Here is a 21315-nt window from a genome sequence, read left to right as displayed (position 1 = left end):
CAGGAACACTAGCGGCGCGCGGCGACGCCGTGCCGGCTCGGCCGGTCTGCGGCGAGCTCGTCCTCGACCCGCTCCCACGCCTCCTGCGCGGTGAGCCCAGCGCCCACGGCATACGTCTCGTCCCAGGTCGTGGACGGCAGGGACGCACGCGCGGACGCGACGCCGTCGAGGACGCGTGACTCGTCCGCCGGAGCGCGGGGTATGCCGGCGGCCTCACGCAGGGCGTCGGCGGTGCCGAGCAGGAGCGGGACGGAGCCGGAGCGGTCCAGGCCGGCGCACAGCACCGCGAGGTGCTCGAGGAGCTCGACGTCGACCTCGTAGTCGCCGAGCGCCAGCATCTGCGCGCCGTGGTCGACCAGGCTGGACCGCGCGGCGTCGAGGTCGTCGGCGGCGAGGTGGGCCTGGGCGAGGTTGAGGTGGTCGACGGCGATGCCCCACACATCCTCCAGCCGCTGGTCGATGGCGAGCACCTCGCCGAGCAGGCGCAGCGCCTCGGTCGTGGCCCCCTGCTGCAGCTCGAGCAGGGCCAGGTTGCTCAAGGAGGTCGAGATGCGCTCGTCGTCGCCGTCGTCCCGGGCGAGGTGGTGGGCGGTGGTGAAGAGCTCGCGTGCCCGGTCGGTGCGGCCGCGGTGGTGCTCCACCAGCGCGAGGCTGTTGGACTCCTTCCCCTGCGCGAGCCGGTCACCGCGGGCGACCGCGGCGTCCAGGCACCGCTGCAGGATGTCGGCGGCCCGGTCGTGCTCGCCCTGCTGGTCGAGCATGATCCCCAGACCGTGCCAGGCCGCGACCGCTTCCGGGTCGTCGCTGTCCCCCGCGACCTCGCTCGCCCGGGCGAGCCAGCGGCGTCCCTCGTCCTGCCGGGACGAGGTGTGCCAGTGCCAGCTCAGCAGCCGGCACATCTCGAGCCCGGTGGTCAGCTGCCGTGCACCGGGGCGCAGGCACCAGTCGAGCGCCTGCGAGGTGTTCTCCTGCTGGTCCTCGAGGACGTCCAGGGCGGCGATGTGGTGGGTGCCGCGCAGCCGCGGGCAGTGCAGCCGGACCACGTCCGCCGCGACGTCCGCCTGCCGGCTCCGGGCGTCCGCCAGCGCCTCCGGGTCCTCGGCGAGCCGTTCCAGGGCGTAACGGCCTACGACGGTGAGGATGCGGAAGCGGGGGTCACCGGACGACTCCTCGTCGGCGTGCACGAGGCTGGCCTCGACGAGCTCGAGGAGCAGCTCGACGGTGACGTCCGCCGACTCGTCGAGCACCCGGGCCGCAGCGTCGATGCCGAACGGCCCCGCGAAGACGCTGAGCCGGGCCAGGGCACGGGCGCCGGCGGGGTCGAGCAGGCGCCAGCTCCAGTCGAGCGTGCTGCGCAGGGTGAGCTGGCGGTCCGCGCGGTCGAGCGAGCGGCCCGCCAGGTCGAGCGCGTCGTCGAGCCGCGCGAGCACCGCGCGCGGACCGAGCAGGCGGCTGCGCGCGGCGACCAGCTCGATCGCCAGCGGCAGGCCGTCCAGCCGCTCGCAGACCGCCCTGATCGCCCGCAGGTCCTCGTCGTCGGGCACGTAGGCCGGACGCTGACGCCGGACGTGGTCCACGTAGAGCTCGACGGCGGCCGCCAGGGCAAGGGGCCGGAGCGGCACGAGCTGCTCCCCCAGGAGGTGCAGGGGTGACCTCGAGGTGGCCAGGACCTCCACGTGCGGTGCCCCCTCCAGGACCCCCCGGACGGCGCCCGCGGCGCCGGGCAGGTGCTCGAGGTTGTCCAGGACGAGGAGCAGACGTCGTCCTGCGAGGCCGGCCAGCACCTGACCCCGGGACGCCCCGCCGCCCGGGAGGGCGGCGGGGCCGGCGAGCGAGCTCCACACCTCCTCCTCGGTGGTCGCGCGCGCGAGCGGCACGAAGTAGACCCCGTCCGGCAGGTCCCCGCGCCGGTGCGCGACCGCGATCGAGAGGCGCGACTTGCCGACCCCGCCGGCGCCGACGACCGTCACGACCCGGCCCGGGGCGAGCAGTCCGAGGACCTGCTCGACCTCCTGGTCCCTCCCGACGAGGTCCCCGTGCACGGCCGGGAGGTCGGCGGGGGAGCCCAGCGAGCGGACCGGCGCCGACCCGGCCCCGGCGCCCGGCACCACTACCTGGTGCAGACGCTGAGGGGTGCTGATGTCCTTGAGGCGGTGCAGGCCGACGTCCCGCAGCTGGGGCATTCCATCGCTGCGGGCCAGGAGAGCCCGGGTGCTGTCGGTGAGGAGCACCTGACCGCCGCTGGCCGTGGAGGCGACACGGGCCGCCAGGTGCACGTCCATCCCGACGTAGCCGTCCTCGTGCCGCTGCGGGGCTCCCGTGTGCACCCCCATCCGCACACGGACGCTCACCCCCTCGGGCCAGCTCGTCGCGGCGAGCTCCTGCTGCGCCTGGACCGCCGCACCGACGGCGTCCTGGGCCGTGCCGAAGACCACGAAGAAGGAGTCGCCCTCGGTGCCCATCTCGTGCCCGTGGTGGGTCTCGATCGCGTCGCGCAGGATCCGGCGCTGGGTGCTGAGGACGTCGCGGTAGGCCAGCCCGAGACGGTCGAGGAGGAGGGTGGAGCCCTCGATGTCGCTGAAGAGCAGGGTGAGCGTGCCGTCCGGGAGGGGGTCGGCGTCACGCATGGGGAGCGGCGGGCGGGTCCTCCCGACGGTGCTCCTGCGCGACGCTCCGCAGCGCGTCGAGGTCGAGCGCGGTGGCCGGCACGCGGGCCAGCCGGACCGCGGTGCGCGCGGTGACCGTCGCCGACCGGCGACCGCCCTCCAGGACGGCGCGCTCCCCGAGCACCGCCCCGGGGCCGAGCTCGGCGACGACGTCGCCGTCCACGCGCACGTCGAGCACGCCGTCGAGGACGAGGTGCACGTCGGTCCCCACGTCGCCCTGCCGGACCACGGCCGTGCCCTCCGGCAGGCGGGTCACCTCGGGGGCCACGCCGCCGGTCATGATGCTGGACGACAGCGACCGCTCGGCCGCCGACTCGGCCGCCACGGTCAGGGCGGGGGAGTCCTGGTCTCCCCACGGGGTCCGGTCGCCGAAGCTGTGGTCCATCCAGTCCTGCAGCAGCGTGAGCCCGGACTTGAGCGCCAGCCGGCCGTCGCTGTCGTAGACCCAGTGCCGAGGGAAGGCCGAGGCGCCGACCAGCTCCACGTTGCGGCCCCCGTCGCGGGTGAGGGTCAGCCGGAGGGTGGTCCAGACGATGGGAGCGTGCCAGCGGACGTAGGGCGGGTGCTTCACGGGGCGGGGGAGGGGGACTCCGGTGCGGCCACCCACGGTCTGCCGCAGGACGACCCGGTCCTGGCTGATCTCCGGGTCGGCGCGCAGGACCGGGAGGGTGAAGCCCAGGAAGGTGGCGGTGCCCACGCCGAGCCGGACCCTGGTGCTGCCCATGAACAGGTCCGAGTCCTCGCCGTAGCCGGCCGTCGTCGGCCCGTCGCCGAACTCGGCCCACCCGGTGAGGACGTTGGCGAAGCGGAAGCGGTCGTCGTCGCGCAGGGCGCGCACGTCGTCGGTGCCGGCGACCACGTCTCGCGGCGGGTCGTCGTAGTGGGACAGACCCAGGTCGAAACCTCCCCGCAGCCAGTTCCCCACCGACTCAGAAGGTATCCAGGACAACGTCGTCGCCCGACCCGTGACGCGCATGGGGCTCAGTCAAGCACCGCCCGACCATCGCGGCAAGGGGTGAAGCCGGGATGACAGCGGCGGGCGGTGGGTCTAGGTTCCCCCTCATGCAGATCACATTCAGCGCGGAGGACCCGATCGAGAACGTCTTGGCGATGATCCAGGAGGTCTACGGGGTCAGGGTGAAGGTCGCGGACGAGGACAGGACGACTGGCGCGGGGCCCCGGGACGGGGGGCGCAGCAAGCAGGACCGCACGCGCCACGCGGACGAGGACCGCAGCAAGCAGGACCGCACCAGCCTCGACACCGAGCGCAGCAAGCAGGACCGCACCTAGCTCGGCACCCGGCGCCGGGCCACTGGCCACCCCTCGAGCTGGTCACACCTCCAGGGCCAGCCCCTCGACGACCCTGGCACCGGGGAGCTGGGCGGCCACGGGGCCCGGCAGACGCAGCTTGGAGCGGCGCAGCCCCGAGCCGATCACGATCAGCTCACGCTCGACGACCCGTGCGTCGACGAGCACCGGCCAGTCCTCAGGCAGCCCGAGCGGCGTGATGCCGCCGTAGTCCATGCCGCTGCGCTCGACCGCGTCGTCCATCGGCATGAACGAGCACTTGCGCACGTCCAGGGCCTTGCGGACGGTGCGGTTGACGTCGGCACGCGTGGTGCCGAGCACGAGCGCCGCGCACACCCGCTCCTCCCCGGCCCGTGAGCCGGCGATGACGATGCAGTTCGCCATGTCCGCCATCGCCAGGCCGGTGGCCTCGACGAGGGCGGCGGTATCGGCCAGCGAAGGGTCGATCTCGGCCACCTCCCAGCGTGACGGGTCCGCCCGGTCGGCGCGCTGCATACCCTCCAGCGCGGAGCGCACGGGTGCGGCGAGCAGGTCCGGGCGCTGCAGCGCCGGGACCCAGTCGAGCCTCACAGGGCGTAGGTGCCCGTGATCGAGCCGCGCGCCAGGACGTGGCTGAGCACCGTGAACTGCGCCTTGGAGGGCGAGATCGACGCGTCGAGGGCCGTCTGGTCGGCGTCGAGCGCCCAGACGGTGAAGACGTAGCGGTGGGCGGGGTCGCCCTCGGGCGGTGCGCATCCGCCCCAGTCGCGGGAACCGTAGTCGTTGGCCAGCACCGTCGCTCCGCGCCCCGAGAGGTGGCCCATCTCGCCCGCGCCAGCGTCCACCGACGTGACGTCTGCGGGCAGCAGGACCGCCCAGTGGGTGAAGCCGCCCAGGACCGGGGCGTCAGGGTCGTGGCACACCAGCAGGTAGGACCGGGTGCCTTCGGGTGCGCCGCTCCAGGACAGCTGGGGCGAGACGTTGCCGAGGCCGAAGCCGGCGCCCTCAGGCAGCGGCTGGCCGTCGACGAAGTCCTCGCTGGTGACCTCCAGCTGCGCCGGCGCGGCGGGCAGGTGCTCGAGCGGGTGGTCGGGGTAGGTGCGTGTGAGGTCCATGGTCCGACCCTACGAGCAGGTGCGCGCGTGGCACAGTGTGGGGTATGCCGTCGGACCCGCGTCGGTGCATCCTGCACCTCGACCTGGACGCGTTCTTCGCGGCGGTGGAGCAGCGTGACAAGCCCTCGCTCAGGGGCCGCCCGGTCGTGGTCGGCGGGTTGGGCGGACGGGGGGTGGTCTCCACCGCCTCCTACGAGGCGCGGGTCTACGGGGCCCGGTCGGCGATGCCGATGGGGGAGGCCCGGCGGCGCTGCCCGGCGGGGACGGCGTTCCTGTCGGGACGCCACGAGGCCTACCGCACGACCTCGAGGGTGGTCATGGACATCCTGCGGAGCCGGTCCTCGCTCGTCGAGCAGGTCTCCGTCGACGAGGCGTATGTCGACCTGTCGGCCGCGCCGGACGCGCCCGGCTGGGAGGAGGGTCGGCTCGAGGAGTGGTGCGCCGGGGTGCTTGCGCGGATCGTGGAGGAGACGGGGGGACTGACCGCGTCCGTCGGGGTGGCGACGTCGAAGATGATGGCCAAGCTGGCGAGCGAGATGGACAAGCCTGCGGGGACCACGATCATCAGGCCGGGCCGGGAGATCGAGATGCTGCACCCGCTGCCGGTGCGGGCGGTGGCCGGCGTCGGCCCCGCCACCGCGGCGCGGCTGCGGACCTTCGGCGTCGACACGGTGGGGGAGCTGTCGCGGGTGTCCGAGAGCGACCTGGTGGCGATCTTCGGGACGGCGCACGGCACGGGCCTGCACCGGCTGGCGATGGCCGAGGACGACCGGCCGGTCGTCGCCGAGCGGGGGGCCAAGAGCATCTCGGTGGAGGAGACCTTCGACACCGACCTCACCGACCGGGCCGTGCTCGAGGTCGAGCTGACCCGGATGGCAGGACGGCTCGCGTCACGGCTCGCGCAGTCATCGCTCTTCGCCCGGACCGTCACCGTCAAGGCTCGGCATCACGACTTCAGCACGCAGACGCGGTCGTCCTCGTTGCCGTTCGCCACGGGTGACCAGGCCATCGTGCTGCGGGAGGGGCGCCACCTGCTGGCGAGTGTCGACGTGTCCACGGGGCTGCGGCTGCTCGGCCTGGGCGTGTCCGGGCTGACCGCGCACGCGCAGGAGGAGCTGACGCTGGGCACGGCATACCCGCAGGCGTTGGTGGACGTGCCGGACGTCGGCGGTGGCGCGGCGCTCGAGGGCGAGGGGCAGGCGGGGGAGGAGGACCGCGGGCAGGACGGGGAGCTGCTGGGTCGACGTCGGCACGGGTGGTCGACCGGCCAGGACGTCGTCCACGACGAGCTCGGCGCCGGGTGGGTGTGGGGCAGTGGGCTGGGGCGGGTGACGGTGCGCTTCGAGGGACCGCGCACAGTTCCGGGGCGGGTCCGGACCTTTGCCGACGACGACCCGGCACTGGGGCCGGCGCCCCCTCCGGACTGGCGGGAGCCCGCCGGTTGAGACGTCGGCGCCCGGCCACCGGGTGGTTCGGGACGTCCCTGCCAGCATGCTAATCTGGTCCGTCGTTGCCCGCTCCACGAGCGAGGCAGCACCACCTGTCCGGGTGGCGGAATGGCAGACGCGCTAGCTTGAGGTGCTAGTGCCCTTAATGGGCGTGGGGGTTCAAGTCCCCCTCCGGACACCAGTGAGGCCTGTGACCAGCGGAAACGTTGTCAGCCTGAGAAAACCCCGATTCGAACCCCCTCGCGCGGCCCGGCCTGGCCGCTGGACCGGTTGCTAAGTCGAGGGGAGAATTGGTCGCGAGGCGCCTCATGTCGTCTAGCCCCAGTTCCTCGGCATTGCTCGTCGCCAGGTCGTGCAGTGCCGATCACGGGGATCTGCTGCGGACAGGGAATCCCGAAAACGTTGGCACAGGGGGCACCTCCCGGGATGGAGCGACAGCAAGGGATCGGCGATGTTGATGTCTGCGAGCTCGCACTCCTGCGCCCAGGGAACCGCGGACTACGGCTGCACGCACCGTCAGCCCCGGCGGCTGCTGGGCGAGATCTTGGGCAGGACTGAGGGCGCGGACGTGCCCCGCAGGACGTGGTCGGCGCAACTCGTTGCTCCAGCGCTGAGGACTCGCCGGGCGGTCCAGGGGTGATCGGCGCGCTGTCGCGGCACTGTAGGACCATGCGCACCGTCGACGTCGCCCCCATCAACCTGGACCGTCTGGACCACCTCATCGGCCCCGAGCGCTGGGCACAGGTCCAGCGGGGGGTGCAGGCGGCGCGGGCCGGACTGGACGGACGGGTCTTCTGGCACGTCAGCTCGACCGCCACCGGCGGGGGCGTGGCCGAGATGCTGCAGATCCTGCTCGCCTACGTCCGGGGCACCGGTATCGACGCGCGCTGGCTCGTGCTCGACTGCCCGGGCCCCTTCTTCTCGATCACCAAGCGGCTGCACAACGCATTGCACGGCGTGCCCGGGGACGGCGGCCCCCTTGGCGAGCAGGAAAGGTCCCGGTACGAGGCCGCGCTAGCGCCCAACGCCGAAGACCTGCGAAGCCGGCTGGGACCGGGCGACGTGGTCCAGCTGCACGACCCCCAGACCGCCGGGCTGATACCGCACCTGGCGGACCGGGGGGTGTCGGTGCTGTGGCGCAGCCACATCGGCTGCGACAAGACCAACGAGCACACCGCCCGTGGCTGGGCGTTCCTGGAGCCCTACCTGCGGGAGGCGCAGGCAGTCGTGGTGAGCCGCCCGGTCTACGCCCCGCCCTCCGTGCCCCGGGAGCGCGTCGTGGTGATCGCGCCGTCCATCGACCCGTTCGCGGCGAAGAACGCGCCCATCCCCAACGGAGACGTGCAGCGCACACTGGTGCGCGCCGGGGTCGTGGAGGGCATGGACGATGCGCTGGAGGTCAGGTTCCCCCGCCGTGACGGCAGCACCGGCACCGTGCGCCGCCACACCGGCGCCATGGTCGCCGGAGGTCCGGTGCCGGCGGACACGCCCTACGTGCTCCAGGTCAGCCGGTGGGACCGGCTCAAGGACATGCCCGGCGTGATGCGCGCCTTCATCGGCAACGCGGACGCGCGGGCGGCGGCCCACCTGGTGCTGGCCGGGCCCGCGGTCGAGGGGGTCAGCGACGACCCCGAGGGAGTCGAGGTGCTGCAGGAGTGCGTGCAGCTGTGGGAGGAGCTCGACCCCGCCGGCCGGGCTCGGGTCCACCTCGCGGCGCTGCCGATGGACGACGTCGACGAGAACGCGCACATCGTCAACGCCCTGCAGAGGGCGGCGGCGATAGTCGTGCAGAAGAGCCTGCAGGAGGGCTTCGGGCTGACCGTCACCGAGGCCATGTGGAAGTCCCGCCCGATGATCGCCAGTGCCGTCGGCGGCATCCAGGACCAGATCGAGGACGGGGTCTCGGGACTGCTGCTCGCCGACCCCTCAAACCTGGCGGGTGCCGGGCAGCTGATGGCGCGACTGCTCACCGACGACGCGCTCGCGGCCCAGCTGGGGGCCGGGGCGCGGGAGCGGGTCTACCAGCAGTTCTTGCCCGACCGCCACCTGCTGCAGTACGAGCGACTCCTGGCCGCGATGCCGCTCGCCCCGCGCCCCCCGGGCGGGACGACCACCTGAGACTGGATGAGGTGCGCAAGAGCGACGAGGCGCTGGGGTTGCATGCAACCGTGGCCGAGGAGTGCGGTAGGACCACATCCAGCCCATTGCCGAGTACGTCCGACACAACGGTCACGCCCACCTGATCCGGGAGAGGGGTCGCCTGGCCAGACCGGAGGCACACCGGTGAAGCGCCCCAGGTTTGATGCCGCTCCTGTTTGAGTACAGGAGGATGAGCACCGTGCCGAAGAGGATTGATCCGGAGCTTCTTGCCCGGGCAAGCGTCAGGTCAGGGAGGACCAGCAGGAGCACGCGTCGGTGACCGAAGCGATGACCGCGGTCGCCAACCAGCTGGGAGTGGCGCGGGAGGCGGTGCGTCGCTGGGTGACCCAGGCCGAGGTCGACGCCGGCGACCGAACGGGAGCCAAGGCGGTCACGAGCTTCTTCGTGGGGGAACTCGACCGCAACATACCGCAGCTGGAGGCGCGCCGGCCTGGTCGGGGCGCGCCGCGACAAGGGCAGGTCTGGGTCACCGACTTCACCTGCGTGCGGACCTACGCCGGCTTTCGTCTACGTCGCGTTCATCCTGGACGTGTGGCGTCGGAGTCCTCCCCGGGACTGGCTCTCGACACAATGTCGTGTTGTCGTCGGACACCGCCCAGGCAGAGCTGCGAGCGCCTCGTGGGCGCCCCTGATTAGCAAGTCCGGCAGCCGGCGCCCTCGTGCCTGCATCGCCACCGGACCGGACCGGACCGGACTGCACCGGACCGCACCGGACCGCACCGGACCGCACCGGACCGCACCGGACCGCACCGGACCTACGGCCGTACCTCACCGCGGTTGACCCTGGGCGCTCCGGGGGCCTCGTAGCTGTGGGGGTCCGAGCCCCGAGCCTCGCCCGTGACGTGCTCGGCGTGCGCGAGCGCCTCGGTCAGGAGTCGGCGGACGTGGGCGCTGGTGGCGGAGTAGTAGATGAAGGTGCCTTCACGGCGGCTCTCGACCAGCCCCGCCAGGCGCAGCTTGGACAGGTGCTGGCTCACCGCGGGCGCGGAAGCGCCGACCGTCGCCGCGAGGGTGGTCACGTTGGACTCGTGGTGCAGCAGCAACCACAACAGCTTCAGGCGGGTGGGGTCGGCCAGCATGCGGAACGTCTCCACGGCGACCCGTGCATGGCCGTCGGTGGGCAGGGAGAGTGTTCGTTGAGCTGGCATGCCAACCATCGTAGTGTTTGGTACTTGCGCGATCACGCAAGTACCATGGGCGTGGTGACCTCAAACCCGACCCACGAGCGGTCCTCGTCGCACGACCACGACGATCACGCCGGTCATGATCACGAGCACAGCTCCGGCCTGTGGGGCAAGGTCCGTCACGCGCTGACGCCGCACAGCCACGACCACACCGAGGCGATCCAGACCGCGCAGGAGGCCAGTGCGGTCGGGATCCGTGCGGCGTGGATCAGCCTGGCCGGGATGGGTGTCACCGCGCTGCTGCAGATTGTCATCGTGGCGCTCAGCGGCTCGATCGCGCTGCTGGCCGACACGGTGCACAACCTCGGGCACCTGGCGACGACGATCCCGCTGATCATCGCGTTCCGGATCGGGCGCCGGTCGCCCACGCGGCGCTACAGCCACGGTTTTCGGCGCGCGGAGGACCTGGTCGGCCTCCTGATCGGGCTGGTCATCGCGTTGTCGGCGGCTCTGATCATCTGGGAGTCGGTGCGGGCGCTGGTGGAGCCGCGTGGGATCGCGCACCTGGGCTGGGTGATGGCGGCGGCGCTCGTCGGTGCGGCCGGGAACGAGGCGGTGGCGATCTACCGCATCCGTGCGGGGCGGCGGATCGGATCGGCCGCCCTCATCGCCGAGGGTCAGCACGCCCGCACCGACGCCCTCACCTCCCTCGCCGTCGCGGTCGGCGTGATCGGCATCTGGGCAGGTATGCCGCAGCTGGACGCCATCATCGGACTGGTCATCGCGGCGGTGATCCTGGCGGTGCTCGTCGCCTCGATGCGCTCCGTCGTGCGCCGGCTCATGGACGGTGTCGACGAAGGCACGTTGGACAGGGTGGAGACCGCCGCTGCGGCGGTCCCCGGCGTCCACGAGGTGACTGAGGCGCGGGCGCGCTGGTCCGGTCACCGGATGGAGGCCGAGGTGACCGTTTTCACCGAGGCGTCCCTGTCGCTGGCGGGCGGGCACGACCTGGCGCAGCAGGTCGAGGCTGCCCTGGTCCGTACCGTTCCGCACCTGGAGCGAGCCGTGGTCCGCGTCGTGCCCGCAGTACGCCCGGCCGGCACGGACCCGGGACAGCCGGCGGCATCGGCCACCGTCCATGACTGAGGTGCACGCCCCTCCGGTGCCCCGGGCGGGGCGGCGCCTGGGCGGGATCGACGCCGCCCGGGGGCTGGCGATCCTGGGGATGATCATCGTCAACGTGGGCCCGACCGCCCCGGAGACCATCCTGCAGCGGGTGTACCTGCTGCCTTTCGGCCGGGCCTCGGTCCTGTTCGTGACGATCGCCGGCCTGGGCATGGGCTATTTCATGCGCAGCCGGGCAGGCAAGGAGCTGTGGACGGCGATCACCTGGCGGGTCGGTCTGCTGTTCCTCACCGGGGCCGCGCTGCAGACGCTGACCGAGACTGTCAACGTCATCCTGCAGACCTACTCGGTGCTGTTCCTTCTCGCGCCCCTGCTGTGGAGGCTGTCCTCGCGCGCCCTTCTCGCGCTGGGGCTGGGCATCATGGTGGCCGGGCCGCTGTGGATCGTGACGCACGACGTCACCCAGCCCTGGGGCCACGCCATGGAGGGCATCAGCTTCACCACTGCCCCCGGGGACGCGCTGCACTCCCTCGTGCTCACGGGCCCCTACCCCCTGGCCAGCTGGACGGTACCGTTCATCGCCGGGCTGCTCCTGTCCCGGGTCGACCTGGCCGACGTCCGCCGGCTGCACCGCATGATCGGCTGGGGCGCCCTTGCCGCGGTGCTCGCTTTCCTGGTCGCCGACCTGTCCTACGCGGTCCTGGGTCCGGAGGCCGACCAGGGCTTCGCCCGCTACTTCACCGGTGTCGGCCACGGCCAGATGCCGCTGTGGCTGATCTCCAGCATCGGCGGGGCGGTCTTCTCCATCGCCGTGTGCCAGCGCCTCGCCCAGCTCGCGCCGTGGACGATCGGCTGGCTCGCCAGGTGCGGGCGTCTGGCCTTCACCATCTACGTGCTGCACGTGCTCGTCCTGGCGGTGATCAAGCCAGCGGACGGGTTCTCCTTCGAGCGCGGCGTCCTGGTCGCGCTCGCCCTCAACCTCGGCGCCGTGACGCTGGGCGTGCTGTGGGCGCGGACCGGGCGTCAGGGACCGTTGGAGTGGCTGCTGCGCCACTCCTGGTTCCGGACACCGCCTACGCGCCCTGCGACGCCGCAACCCGCGACCCCGAACGGTGGACAGTCATGAACCGCAGGACCAGAGCACTGACCACGTCCGGGGCACTGGTGGTGCTCCTCACTGCCTGCTCCGGGGGTGCCGACCCGTCGACACCCGACGCCGCGACCACCGCCGGGTCCCCGACCGTGCCAGGACCGACCACCCCGCAGGAGCCGGAGGAGACCACCAGCGAGCCCACGGAGGACCGCTCGGCGCTGGGCGCCTACGGCGTCAGCTCGGGTCACCCGCTGGCCTCGGCCGCGGGGATGGCGATGCTCGCCAGGGGAGGGTCCGCGGTCGACGCCGCGATCGCCGCAGCCTTCGCCGACGGGGTCATGCAACCGGCGTCCTCGGGCATCGGCGGTGGCGGCGCGACCATCGTGGTGAGCGAGGGCGAGGCCGTCCACTACGACTACCGCGAGGTCGTCAACACCGTCGGCCAGGTCCCGGAGGACGGGGTGGGCGTGCCCGGCTTCGTCGCCGGACTGGAGGAGCTGCACGGGGAGTATGGCGTGCTGCCGTGGGAGGACCTGCTCGCTCCGGCCATCGACATCGCCGAGGAGGGGGCGCCGGTCTCGGGCTACCTCGCCGCGTCCATCGCCTCACCGATCGGTCAGGCGGTGACTGGTGGGCTGCCGCACTTCCTGAGCGCGGACGGGCTGCCGCTGCAGGAGGGTGACCTCCTCATCCAGGCCGACCTGGCAGAGGCCATGCGGCAGATCGCCGCGGACCCCGACACCGTCTACACCGGCGCCCTGAGCGAGCGGCTGCTGCAGGTCCCGGGGCTCGACGCGGAGACGTTCGAGAACTACGAGGTGCAGGTCTCCTCGCCGCCGGAAGGGCAGGTCGGTGACTACACCATGCTCTCGGGCGCGCCGGCGCTGCCCGGTGCGGCGATCATCCAGATGGTCCAGGTCGCCGAGGCGGCCGGGATCGGCGACGTCGACCCCGACTCCGCCGACTTCGTCGACCTGCAGTCGCAGGCCTGGCAGGTCGCGGACGCCTCGGTGCAGGAGTACTTCGGCGACCCCGACTTCGTCGACGTCCCGGTCGAGGAGCTCACCGACGCCGACAGCAACGCCGACATCGCCGCCGCCCTGGCGGGCGGTGCGTCGGCCTCGGCCGCCTCGGCGCTGGAGGACCCCTACCTGGGGGCGGCCAACACCACCCACATCTCGGTCGTGGACGCCGACGGCACGGCCGTGTCGATGACGAACACGATCACGAACTACTGGGGAAGCGGGCGATACGTCGCCGGCTTCTTCCTCAACGACCAGCTCGAGCGGTTCTGGGACATCGGTGTCGCCGACGCCAACCTGCCCCAGCCGGGCCGGCGCTCGGTGACGTGGAGCTCCCCGTCGATGGTGCTCGACGCGCAGCGACGACCCGTGCTGGTCATCGGCACCCCCGGCGGGCGGCACATCCCCAACACCACGGCGAGCGTCATCACGCGGTGGGCCCTGCACGACCAAGACCTGGCCGAGGCCATCCCCGGCGAGCGGTTCCTGCTCACCGGCGGGGTCCTGTGGCTGGAGTCCGCGACCCTGGCAGAAGACCTCGCCGCCCTCGGCTACGACGCCCGCGCCGTCGACCCCGCCATCCTCGCCAACTTCGGCTCGGTCCAGGCGCTCGACGTGGACTGGAAGAACCGGGAGGTCACCTCCTTCGCCGACGAACGGCGCTCCGCCGGCTACAGCGTGGCCACCGAGGAGGACCCGGCCCCCCAGACCGGCCCGTGACCCAGGCCACCACACTGGTCACCGCGCGACTCGAGGCAGCGACGTCGACTGTGCCGCAGGCAGCGACGTCTCGGCCGTGACGGCGACCACCGCGCTCTCCTGAACGGCGGCGGGGGCCGCGAGCGTGACACCGCCGGGGGCCGTCGATGCTGACGACCGTCCGCAACGTCTCGACGTCGGTCGCCGAGAGGTCCGCCCGGAAGGGGAACGCCACATACCCATTGGCCAGGGAGTGGCCCACGTCGGCCATCGGAGCCGTCTCACCGGGATCGAAGAACTGCTTCTGCGCGTGGCCACCGCCGCCGGGGACGGCGGTCGTCATCGGGCCTTCCGCGCAGCCTGCCGCGGCATCGGCCACGAAGCGCGTGCCAGGACCTCCTCCTCGGGGGTGAGGCCGCGGTAGAGGACGGTGGCAACCGCCACAACGCTGCCGCCGGAGAGAGCCGTGTCCACCAGAGCAGCCCGCGAGTCCCGTCTGGCCAAGGTCGGGGCGTGTCACGGGACGGAGCACCGGCGGCGATGCCGCCGTCTCGCCGTCATCACCGTGAGCCTGATCGCGGTGGCGGCCGTGGTGGCTGGGATGCTGCTGACCTCGCGCCCCGCCTCACGGGCCCTGGCCCGGAAAGCACCGGACTTCACGTTGAGCGACACCGACGGTCAGGTGGTCAGGCTGGAGCAGTTCCGTGGCATCAACGTGCTCCTCTCCTTCAACGCGGGAGCCGGGTGCCAGCCCTGCCTGGTGCAGTTGGCGCAGATCGAGAAGAACGCCCGTTCGAGGACCGGGAAATCACCTTCCTGCCCATCCGTCATCAACGACAGTGGGGGCCAGCATCGCTCGTTCGGGGAGTACCCCTCCATGTGGCTCTCAGTCTCTGACCTGCTCGCGCAGGTCAACGAGCACCGGTCCACCTGATGCTGGTGTGGCCCGCACACCCGCAGGGCCAGGGATCGAAGACCCACGGGTATGCGGTGCGTGCCGCACCCGCCGCGGTCAGTTGATGCGGCCGTACCAGACGTTGCTCGAGAGCAGGGGGCCGTAGCGCACGTCGGTGCTGGGGTTGAGCGCCTCGTAGGTCATCCCGCCGCCGGCGTAGATGCCGACGTGGTACCAGTCGTTGTAGAACACGAGATCGCCGGGCTGGGGGTCGGAGACGGGGGTGACCGCGCCCTTCTGGCCGGCGACTGCGCGGGGGATGTCGATGCCGGCCTGCTGGAAGACGTACCAGGTGTAGGCAGAGCAGTCGAACGACTGGGGCGGGGTCCCGTAGAGCACGTACGGGTAGCCCACGTAGGCAGCCGCGACGTCGAGCAGGGATCCTGCAGAACGGGCCGCCGGAGCCTGCACCGTGGTGGTCGGATGCACCGCCTGAGCCTGGGACTGGGGCTGAACGGGTGCAGACGTCTGCGCGGGGACCGGCAGTGCCGGTGCCCGGGGCGGTTGCTGCGCGGCTGCCTGGGCCGGGTGCTCGTCGTCGGCGGCCGGCGGTGCCGTGGGCTGGGACGGGGTCGCAGGAGCCTGGAGCGTGGCTGCGGTGAAGAACGACTCCTGCAGGAGGGTCGTGGGTGCCCGGGGCGGAGCGGGCCAGGCTGCGGTCGGCCGCTGTCTGCTCCCTCATCTCGGCCAGGGACCCGCCGCGCAGCCCGGCGACGTCGCGGGCGGCCGGGGCCGGTGAGGGCAGCGCCGGGCGCGGCCTGCCACTGCTGGGCGGGTCCTCGGAGGCCGAGGAGACGCCCACCGTCGCGGCGGAGGAGGCGACGAGGCCGCCGACGATCATGGCGGAGATGCGGGCCTGGCCGGACTCGTGGTGGGCGCGGTGCTTGCCGGGTGACTTCATGTGACCTCTGGGGTCGCTGGGCACGACCCGCGTCTGGGGGGCTGGGACGGTGGGCAGGTAGCCCGTTGCGCACCCCGCACCGTCGGGCCTGAGGGCGCCGGTGCGGGGGCAGCGCGTCCCACGCTGCGTGCTCGAGGTGGTGGGCAGGGTCAGGTCTTGTGGAGGTTTGATGGAGACACGGGCTCATCGGACCGTGCATGCCCCTCACGCCCGTTCCCGTGCTGCGGCGAGGGGAGGGCGATGCGGAAGGTGGCGCCGGTGCCGGCGCCGTCGCTGGTGGCGTCGATGGTCCCGCCGTGGGCGTCGACGATGGCCTTGCTGATGGTCAGCCCGATCCCGGAGCCGGAACGGTCACGGCTGCGCGCGCTGTCGCCGCGGTAGAAGCGTTCGAAGACGTGGGGCAGCTGGTTCGCGGCGATGCCCTCGCCGTCGTCCCGGACCTGCAGGACCACCTCGGCTCCGTCCCGGTGTGCGCTCAGCGTCACCGTGCCGCCGGGGCCGGTGTGGCGCAGCGCGTTGCTGAGCACGTTCGTCAGGACCTGTCCGACCCGGGTCCTGTCGGCGTCGACGAGAAGGTCCGGCGCGGGGTCGACATCGACGCGCAGGTCAACGCCCCCGCCCCGGTAGGGGTCGCGCACGCTGTCGGCGGCGGCGCGCAGCAGGTCGGCGGCCAGGACCGGGGCGCGGGTCAGCGCCAGCCGCCCTTCCTCTGCCCTGGACACCTCGTCGAGGTCGTCGGCGAGCCTGGCCAGCCGCTCGGTCTGCTCCACCAGCACCGTCCGAGCCTCGGGGGTGAGGGTGATGACGCCGTCGGTGAGTCCCTCGTGGTAGGCGGCCAGGGTCGCGATGGGTGTGCGGAGCTCGTGCGCCAGGTCCGACAGCAGCCTCCGGCGGGTGTCCTCGACGCCTTCGAGGCGGGAGGCCATCACGTTGAACGAGGTGGCCAGGGTGTCCAGCTCGGTGCCCGACCCGACGTCGGGGACCCTGGTGGCGTAGTGGCCGCGGGCCAGCTCGCGGGCTGCGTCGGTGACAAGTCCGAGCGGACGTCGCAGCAGGCGTGCCAGGAACCAGGACACGGCGCCGGCGGCAAGCAGGGAGATGACCAGGCCCAGGCTCAGGGAGATGAATGAGGCGTCGCGGTAGGCCAGCTCGATGTGGGCGAGCTCGGGGGAGTCCTCAGGGTGCCCGGTCTGCAGCAGGTGCTCGTGGAAGATCGGTGGGCCGACCAGGGCCGCGACCAGACCCACGGTCAGCGCTCCGGCGAGCAGGACCACCGCCTGCCCGGCCAGCAGTCGTGTCGCCAGTGCGTGCCGCCTCATGGGCCGTCGGGGCGTCATCCGGGCCCCATGCGGTAGCCCACCCCGCGGACGGTGGTGATGTAACGCGCGGTATCTGGGTCGTCGCCGAGCTTGCGGCGAAGGTGGGCGATGTGGCTGTCCACGAGGTGCTCATCACCGACCCATCCGCCGCCCCAGACCTCCTCGATGAGCCGGCCGCGGGAGAAGGCGGTCCGGGGCCGGGAGGCGAGGGTGATGAGCAGGTCGCGCTCGGTCGGGGTCAGGTCGACCCGCTGCCCGCGAAGGTGGACCTCGAACCCGGCGGAGTCGACACGGAGGTCGCCGAAGACCCACGCCGGTTCCTGCTGGTAGGCGCGGGCGGCCGTACCCGTCCTCGGTCGGCGGAGCACTGCCTGGACGCGGGCGACGAGCTCGCGCACGCTGAACGGCTTGGTGACGTAGTCGTCGGCGCCGACAGAGAGCCCGATCAGGCGGTCGACCTCGTCGGTGCGGGCGGTGACGACGATGATGTAGCAGTCGGAGAAGGTGCGGATCGTGCGGCACACCTCCACACCGTCCAGGCCCGGTAGCCCCAGGTCCAGGACGACGACGTCCGGTGCCTTCTCGCGGACCGACTCGACAGCGGCCGGACCGGTGTGGACGACGGTCGTCTCGTAGCCGGCCCGGGACAGGTAGGCGGCCACCATCCCGGCCAGGGCGCGTTCGTCCTCGACGACCAGGACCCGCGCTGCTGGTTCGGTGGAAGGTGCTGGCGACATGCGTCCCATCGTCGCTCACCAGTGACGTCCCGACGCCCCTGCCCTGGCCCGTGGCGACATCTCCACCGAATCTCCATCGATCTCGTGGGCCACCCCGACCTACGCACCCGAGGATGAGGACCATCGGCGCGGGGTGCGTTCAGGAAATGAGGTCCGGTCATGTGGTTCGGAACCGTGGGTTGGGCGATCTGGCTGCTCATGGGCCTGGGGACCGCGGGCCTGTGGGCACTGGTCTTCCTCCTGGTCCGAGAGCTCCTGCCCGGGCCGGCCACACCGTCACGACGGACTCAGGAAATGGACAGGGGGGATGGCTGATCCACGACCGAAGTTGTCGCGCAGTCACACCACCGCGACACGAGGAGAGTGCTCCATGAACAACGGGACGCCACGACCCGAGGCACCCGACCGCCGTCGTCCCCACCCAGCAGCCACAGACCCTGCCGGTCCCAGGCGCCCTGTCGGCGGACCAGCCCCCACGCGCGCACTCGCGCCACGGTCAGGACGGCATCCAAGCACGTTCTCCGATTACCCCAGGTCGTCGTGATGGCCTGGGGGAGGTCAGGGGGTGATCTCGGGGATGGGCCGCTGCTCGGCCTCCTCCTGGGTGATCACGGCACCGTTCTGCTCGATGTCGTCCACGAGCCACTTCATCTCGGCGATCTCCTTGCGCTGGGCCTCGATGATGTCGTCGGCCAGCTCGCGCACCCGCACGTCGTCGATGTCGGCCCGCTCGCTGGTCAGGATGGCGATCGAGTGGTGGGGGATCATCCCGTTCATGTACGCCTGGTCGTCGACGAGGGTCTGGGAACGGGAGAGCCACAGCGAGGTCAGGCCCAGCACGACGGCGCCGGCGACGATGGCGAGGTTGATCGTGACGTTCTTGTACATCATTCCCCACATGAAGCCGAGCATGATGATGGCCATGGCCGACCCCATGAGGAGGGCCATGTAGACCCGTTCCTCACTGAAGGTCATGTGCGCCCAGGTCCAGGCGTTGGTGTAGGTCAGCAGGAACATCGTCACGATCGAGGTGGTGATCATCGCGGCGAAAGTCAGGTACATCTTCCGCTCGTGCTTCTTCTGCTGGTCCTGCTCGGACTGCTCGTGCGAGGTCGACATCGGGGTTTCCTTCCAGCTCGGGACTGCGGAGGGTGTGCGGTCAGGCTAGGGGCCTAGTGGTCCGGCTCGGCGAGGCGGCTGCGTCGTTCCTGGTAGTCCTGCTCGTCGATCTCGCCTCGGGCGTAGCGCTCGTCGAGGATCCGCCGCGCCGCAGTCGGTCCGCCGGGCCCGTCGGTCGGCTGCGACGGTGGCGGGACGGGGGGGCCGCTCGTTCGGTTCTGGTTGCCGCCGGAGCGGACCAGGAGTGCGACGACCACCACGGTGGCCAGGATGATAAGGGGCCACACGAGCCACATCCAGCCCATGTCCATGCCCCATCCGTTCCCGTACATGATTCTTCTCCTTCGGGTGGTGGGCGGGTCGTGCGTGGAGGTGCCGCTGTCATCCGGCCAGGATCGTGCCCATCATGCCCAGGTCCTCGTGGTCGAGGATGTGGCCCGGTAGACGGTTCTGCCGCCGGAGTCGGCGAACCTGATCCCGGACGGTGACCGAGCCCCCGGCGAGGACGTTGACGCCGTCGAGCCACACCGGGTCGTCCCGCCGTTCCCCCGGCTGCCTCGATGAGCTGCATCGGCCACACGTGCAGGTGGAGCAGGTGGTCCAACAGGCCGTCGAACGTGAAGTCCATCGCAGCCCCTGTAGCCCATCGTCCGGGCCTGCCGCCCGGCGACCTCGTGCGTGCCGAGCCGGGGCCTGCAGGGTCACCTGCAGCTGCCCGGCGCTGCTGCCCAGCACCTCGGGCTCGACGAGCTCGTCCCCACCGGACCCGCCGACGTCGGTGACGGACAGCTCGCGCCGCAGGCCGGTCCCGCCAACCAGGGTGCCGGCCCAGGCCGCCCATCGTCAGGGCGGTACGAAGGCTGATCGGCCTCACGTCCCCTCCGCCGGCCGGGCCAGCACCGCGCGGCGGTCCTCGTAGTCCTCGGTCGAGCTGAACGGTCCACAACCAGGTCATGACCTCACGCTCCTCCGGCGCGGGACCTCCCCGCACGCCGGGGAGAGCCGGGTCACAGATCCTCCAGCAGCTGCTCCATACGCTCGATCTCCGCCTCCTGGTCCTGCACGACCTGCTCAGCCAGCTCCTGCGCCCCTGGGTCCTGGCCGTCGGCGAGGGCCGCCTGCGCCATCGTCACGGCTCCTCGGTGGTGCTCGATCATCAGCTCCAGGAACCGGTGGTCGAACTGCGCGCCGGACACCGAGCCCAGGTCGGCCATCGCCTCCTCCTGGGACATGCCCTCCATCTCCATCGCCGAGCCCATGTCGCCGTGGTCCATGCCCTCCATGCCTTCCAGGTCACCCTCGGGACCGGCCGGCTCGCCCCACTCCTGGAGCCAGGACTTCATGCGCTCGATCTCGGGGCCCTGGGCTGCCTCGATCTGGTCGGCAAGGTCCCGCACCTCGGGGGTCACGGCGTTCTCCTGGGCCAGCAGGGACATCTCGACCGCGCCCTCGTGGTGGACGATCATCTGCTGCGCGAACTGGGTGTCCATGACGTTGTGCGTGGTCTGTGCCGCCGTTGCGGGTGACGCAGGGCTGTCGCCCGTGCCCGTGTCGGCGCTGCAGGCACCGAGCCCCGCAACCGCGGTGAGGGTAGCGGTCAGGACGGCTCGTGCAGACAAAGAGGTCACGGGAGCAACCCTGGCTCGTCCACCTGCCGACGACCCCCCGATCGTATGGAGATTCGATGGAGATCGGAGACGAGAGGTCACTGGACGCCAGTGCTTCGCGGGTCGCCGTTGGTTCAAGCCGGAGCGTCCGTCAATTCTCCATCAAAGCATCGGGATTGAGATGGGTAGATCGCGCACAGTGAGGGTGGTCGGTCTGCCACCGGGGTGGGCCTCGACCCGCAGGAGAATCGCCATGGCAGACGACGCCAGCGTGGTGACGGATACGGCACTCGACGACTGGGACGGCATACCCTGCACGGCGCAGGACCGTCTGGGCGACGGCGGTTCCATTGGTTGACGATCGTTGCCGCCACGCCTGCGCCACCTTCATGCTGGGCGGGGACAACGAGCGTTCGGACGCCGGGCTGGAGACCACCGCCGTCGCGACCGCGGCCGTCCCGTCAGCAGTTGTCCCCGGATGCGGGCATGGTGACCGGGTCGGTGTGGGTGGCCAACGAGAACGGCCGGAGCCTGAGCGTGATCGACGCGGCGACGAACACGGTGGTCACGACGGTGCGGGGCGTAGGCGTACCGCGCAACGTGCAGGTCTCACCCGACGGCGCGAGCGTCTGGGCGGTGAGCGGCCACGACTCTGTCGCGGTGGGGCTCGGCGCGGGGACGCCGGAGCTGACCAGCACGGTGCCCACCGGGAGCATGCCCACCCACGTGGTGGTTAGCCCGGACGGACGCCCGGCCGACACTTCTGACTGGAGGGACGACACCGTGACCGTCATCGACGCGGCCTCCGGCGCGGTGGAGGCCCCATCGCGGTGCAGGAAGGGCCGCAAGGGCAGCGTCCGAGCCCGGTCGGCCGGGTGGGAATTCGTGGCGAACGTGGCGGGCAGCACCCTCAGCGTCATCGACACCAGCACCAACAG

At 71.8% G+C, this 21315-nt stretch carries 21 protein-coding genes and 1 tRNA gene; 9 read left to right on the top strand and 13 right to left on the bottom strand.

Annotated elements, in window-relative coordinates; all coding sequences use genetic code 11:
- Positions 1-8 precede the first annotated feature (8 nt).
- Positions 9-2627 (bottom strand): ATP-binding protein, encoded by a 2619-nt coding sequence (locus tag ACI3ET_RS10950; RefSeq protein WP_405033079.1) that lies wholly within the window; start codon positions 2625-2627, stop codon positions 9-11.
- The gene (locus ACI3ET_RS10945) at positions 2620-3642 is read right to left on the bottom strand and encodes a cyclic nucleotide-binding domain-containing protein (RefSeq protein WP_405033078.1); all 1023 of its coding nucleotides are present in this window, start codon (positions 3640-3642) and stop codon (positions 2620-2622) included. Before ACI3ET_RS10945 ends, ACI3ET_RS10950 begins: the two co-directional genes overlap by 8 nt.
- An 86-nt stretch (positions 3643-3728) precedes the next feature.
- On the opposite strand from ACI3ET_RS10945, the gene ACI3ET_RS10940 reads away from it, so the two are divergent.
- A complete protein-coding gene (locus tag ACI3ET_RS10940) occupies positions 3729-3956 on the top strand; it encodes a hypothetical protein (protein ID WP_405033077.1) in 228 nt (75 codons plus the stop codon).
- A 42-nt stretch (positions 3957-3998) separates the two neighbouring features.
- Here ACI3ET_RS10940 and ACI3ET_RS10935 read toward each other — a convergent pair whose 3' ends face one another.
- Together ACI3ET_RS10935 and ACI3ET_RS10930 are read right to left on the bottom strand one after the other, a co-directional pair.
- Complete coding sequence (locus ACI3ET_RS10935) at positions 3999-4544, bottom strand: YbaK/EbsC family protein (protein ID WP_405033076.1); 546 nt, start codon at positions 4542-4544, stop codon at positions 3999-4001.
- Complete coding sequence (locus ACI3ET_RS10930; RefSeq protein WP_405033075.1) at positions 4541-5068, bottom strand: YbhB/YbcL family Raf kinase inhibitor-like protein; 528 nt, start codon at positions 5066-5068, stop codon at positions 4541-4543. The genes ACI3ET_RS10935 and ACI3ET_RS10930 overlap by 4 nt, the downstream gene beginning before the upstream one ends.
- Positions 5069-5112: 44 nt before the next feature.
- Here ACI3ET_RS10930 and ACI3ET_RS10925 point away from each other — a divergent pair, with 44 nt between their 5' ends.
- The 3 genes from ACI3ET_RS10925 (at position 5113) to ACI3ET_RS10915 (ending at position 8634) form a co-directional block, all read left to right on the top strand.
- On the top strand, positions 5113-6513 hold the full coding sequence (locus tag ACI3ET_RS10925; RefSeq protein ID WP_405033074.1) for a DNA polymerase IV: 1401 nt from the start codon (positions 5113-5115) through the stop codon (positions 6511-6513).
- Between the two features lie 97 nt (positions 6514-6610).
- Positions 6611-6697, top strand: a tRNA-Leu gene (locus ACI3ET_RS10920).
- A 488-nt stretch (positions 6698-7185) separates the two neighbouring features.
- A complete protein-coding gene (locus ACI3ET_RS10915; protein WP_405033073.1) occupies positions 7186-8634 on the top strand; it encodes a glycosyltransferase in 1449 nt (482 codons plus the stop codon).
- 797 nt (positions 8635-9431) lie between these two features.
- Here ACI3ET_RS10915 and ACI3ET_RS10910 read toward each other — a convergent pair.
- Positions 9432-9824 carry an ArsR/SmtB family transcription factor gene (locus tag ACI3ET_RS10910; protein WP_405033071.1) on the bottom strand — a complete coding sequence of 131 codons (393 nt, stop codon included), beginning with the start codon at positions 9822-9824 and terminating at the stop codon, positions 9432-9434.
- A 54-nt stretch (positions 9825-9878) separates the two neighbouring features.
- Between ACI3ET_RS10910 and ACI3ET_RS10905 the strand changes: the two genes are divergently transcribed.
- From ACI3ET_RS10905 to ACI3ET_RS10890, 4 genes are all read left to right on the top strand, one after another.
- Positions 9879-10946: a cation diffusion facilitator family transporter gene (locus ACI3ET_RS10905; RefSeq protein ID WP_405033070.1), complete on the top strand. Its 1068-nt coding sequence runs from the start codon at positions 9879-9881 to the stop codon at positions 10944-10946.
- Positions 10939-12051 carry a DUF418 domain-containing protein gene (locus ACI3ET_RS10900; RefSeq protein WP_405033069.1) on the top strand — a complete coding sequence of 371 codons (1113 nt, stop codon included), beginning with the start codon at positions 10939-10941 and terminating at the stop codon, positions 12049-12051. The genes ACI3ET_RS10905 and ACI3ET_RS10900 overlap by 8 nt, the downstream gene beginning before the upstream one ends.
- Positions 12048-13760 carry a gamma-glutamyltransferase gene (locus tag ACI3ET_RS10895; RefSeq protein ID WP_405033068.1) on the top strand — a complete coding sequence of 571 codons (1713 nt, stop codon included), beginning with the start codon at positions 12048-12050 and terminating at the stop codon, positions 13758-13760. The genes ACI3ET_RS10900 and ACI3ET_RS10895 overlap by 4 nt, the downstream gene beginning before the upstream one ends.
- Before the next feature lie 544 nt (positions 13761-14304).
- A complete protein-coding gene (locus ACI3ET_RS10890; RefSeq protein ID WP_405033067.1) occupies positions 14305-14673 on the top strand; it encodes a peroxiredoxin family protein in 369 nt (122 codons plus the stop codon).
- A gap of 78 nt (positions 14674-14751) precedes the next feature.
- Here ACI3ET_RS10890 and ACI3ET_RS10885 read toward each other — a convergent pair whose 3' ends face one another.
- Positions 14752-15123, bottom strand: a complete 372-nt coding sequence (locus ACI3ET_RS10885; RefSeq protein WP_405033066.1) for a C40 family peptidase — start codon at positions 15121-15123, stop codon at positions 14752-14754.
- A gap of 200 nt (positions 15124-15323) precedes the next feature.
- On the opposite strand from ACI3ET_RS10885, the gene ACI3ET_RS10880 reads away from it, so the two are divergent.
- Positions 15324-15599, top strand: a complete 276-nt coding sequence (locus tag ACI3ET_RS10880; RefSeq protein WP_405033065.1) for a hypothetical protein — start codon at positions 15324-15326, stop codon at positions 15597-15599.
- A 145-nt stretch (positions 15600-15744) separates the two neighbouring features.
- Here ACI3ET_RS10880 and ACI3ET_RS10875 read toward each other — a convergent pair whose 3' ends face one another.
- The 7 genes from ACI3ET_RS10875 to ACI3ET_RS10845 all read right to left on the bottom strand — a co-directional run bounded on the left by ACI3ET_RS10875 (position 15745) and on the right by ACI3ET_RS10845 (position 21297).
- The gene (locus tag ACI3ET_RS10875) at positions 15745-16914 is read right to left on the bottom strand and encodes a sensor histidine kinase (RefSeq protein WP_405033064.1); all 1170 of its coding nucleotides are present in this window, start codon (positions 16912-16914) and stop codon (positions 15745-15747) included.
- 14 nt (positions 16915-16928) lie between these two features.
- Positions 16929-17651: a response regulator gene (locus tag ACI3ET_RS10870; RefSeq protein WP_405033063.1), complete on the bottom strand. Its 723-nt coding sequence runs from the start codon at positions 17649-17651 to the stop codon at positions 16929-16931.
- Positions 17652-18209: 558 nt separating this feature from the next.
- Positions 18210-18770, bottom strand: a complete 561-nt coding sequence (locus ACI3ET_RS10865) for a DUF305 domain-containing protein (RefSeq protein WP_405033062.1) — start codon at positions 18768-18770, stop codon at positions 18210-18212.
- 53 nt (positions 18771-18823) lie between these two features.
- Positions 18824-19102 carry an SHOCT domain-containing protein gene (locus ACI3ET_RS10860; RefSeq protein WP_405033061.1) on the bottom strand — a complete coding sequence of 93 codons (279 nt, stop codon included), beginning with the start codon at positions 19100-19102 and terminating at the stop codon, positions 18824-18826.
- Between the two features lie 49 nt (positions 19103-19151).
- A complete protein-coding gene (locus ACI3ET_RS10855; protein ID WP_405033060.1) occupies positions 19152-19298 on the bottom strand; it encodes a cupredoxin domain-containing protein in 147 nt (48 codons plus the stop codon).
- A 479-nt stretch (positions 19299-19777) separates the two neighbouring features.
- Positions 19778-20260, bottom strand: coding sequence for a DUF305 domain-containing protein (locus ACI3ET_RS10850; RefSeq protein WP_405033059.1), 483 nt, complete (start codon positions 20258-20260; stop codon positions 19778-19780).
- Positions 20261-20838: 578 nt separating this feature from the next.
- Entirely contained in the window at positions 20839-21297 is a 459-nt protein-coding gene (locus ACI3ET_RS10845; RefSeq protein ID WP_405033058.1) for a hypothetical protein, read from the bottom strand.
- Positions 21298-21315: the final 18 nt, after the last annotated feature.

Origin of the sequence: Ornithinimicrobium jinqii (assembly GCF_045032595.1) — a bacterium.
Lineage (GTDB): Bacteria > Actinomycetota > Actinomycetes > Actinomycetales > Dermatophilaceae > Ornithinicoccus.
This window is presented reverse-complemented; position numbering and strand designations above follow the sequence as displayed.

Coding starts and splice junctions, on each gene's coding strand:
- ACI3ET_RS10845 (WP_405033058.1), bottom strand. CDS start 21,297: ATGACGCTGAGGGTGCTGCCCGCCACGTTCGCCACGAATTCCCACCCG.
- ACI3ET_RS10875 (WP_405033064.1), bottom strand. CDS start 16,914: ATGAGGCGGCACGCACTGGCGACACGACTGCTGGCCGGGCAGGCGGTG.
- ACI3ET_RS10915 (WP_405033073.1), top strand. CDS start 7,186: ATGCGCACCGTCGACGTCGCCCCCATCAACCTGGACCGTCTGGACCAC.
- ACI3ET_RS10865 (WP_405033062.1), bottom strand. CDS start 18,770: ATGTCGACCTCGCACGAGCAGTCCGAGCAGGACCAGCAGAAGAAGCAC.
- ACI3ET_RS10870 (WP_405033063.1), bottom strand. CDS start 17,651: ATGTCGCCAGCACCTTCCACCGAACCAGCAGCGCGGGTCCTGGTCGTC.
- ACI3ET_RS10925 (WP_405033074.1), top strand. CDS start 5,113: ATGCCGTCGGACCCGCGTCGGTGCATCCTGCACCTCGACCTGGACGCG.
- ACI3ET_RS10940 (WP_405033077.1), top strand. CDS start 3,729: ATGCAGATCACATTCAGCGCGGAGGACCCGATCGAGAACGTCTTGGCG.
- ACI3ET_RS10910 (WP_405033071.1), bottom strand. CDS start 9,824: ATGCCAGCTCAACGAACACTCTCCCTGCCCACCGACGGCCATGCACGG.
- ACI3ET_RS10945 (WP_405033078.1), bottom strand. CDS start 3,642: ATGCGCGTCACGGGTCGGGCGACGACGTTGTCCTGGATACCTTCTGAG.
- ACI3ET_RS10950 (WP_405033079.1), bottom strand. CDS start 2,627: ATGCGTGACGCCGACCCCCTCCCGGACGGCACGCTCACCCTGCTCTTC.
- ACI3ET_RS10900 (WP_405033069.1), top strand. CDS start 10,939: ATGACTGAGGTGCACGCCCCTCCGGTGCCCCGGGCGGGGCGGCGCCTG.
- ACI3ET_RS10850 (WP_405033059.1), bottom strand. CDS start 20,260: ATGGACACCCAGTTCGCGCAGCAGATGATCGTCCACCACGAGGGCGCG.
- ACI3ET_RS10860 (WP_405033061.1), bottom strand. CDS start 19,102: ATGTACGGGAACGGATGGGGCATGGACATGGGCTGGATGTGGCTCGTG.
- ACI3ET_RS10930 (WP_405033075.1), bottom strand. CDS start 5,068: ATGGACCTCACACGCACCTACCCCGACCACCCGCTCGAGCACCTGCCC.
- ACI3ET_RS10895 (WP_405033068.1), top strand. CDS start 12,048: ATGAACCGCAGGACCAGAGCACTGACCACGTCCGGGGCACTGGTGGTG.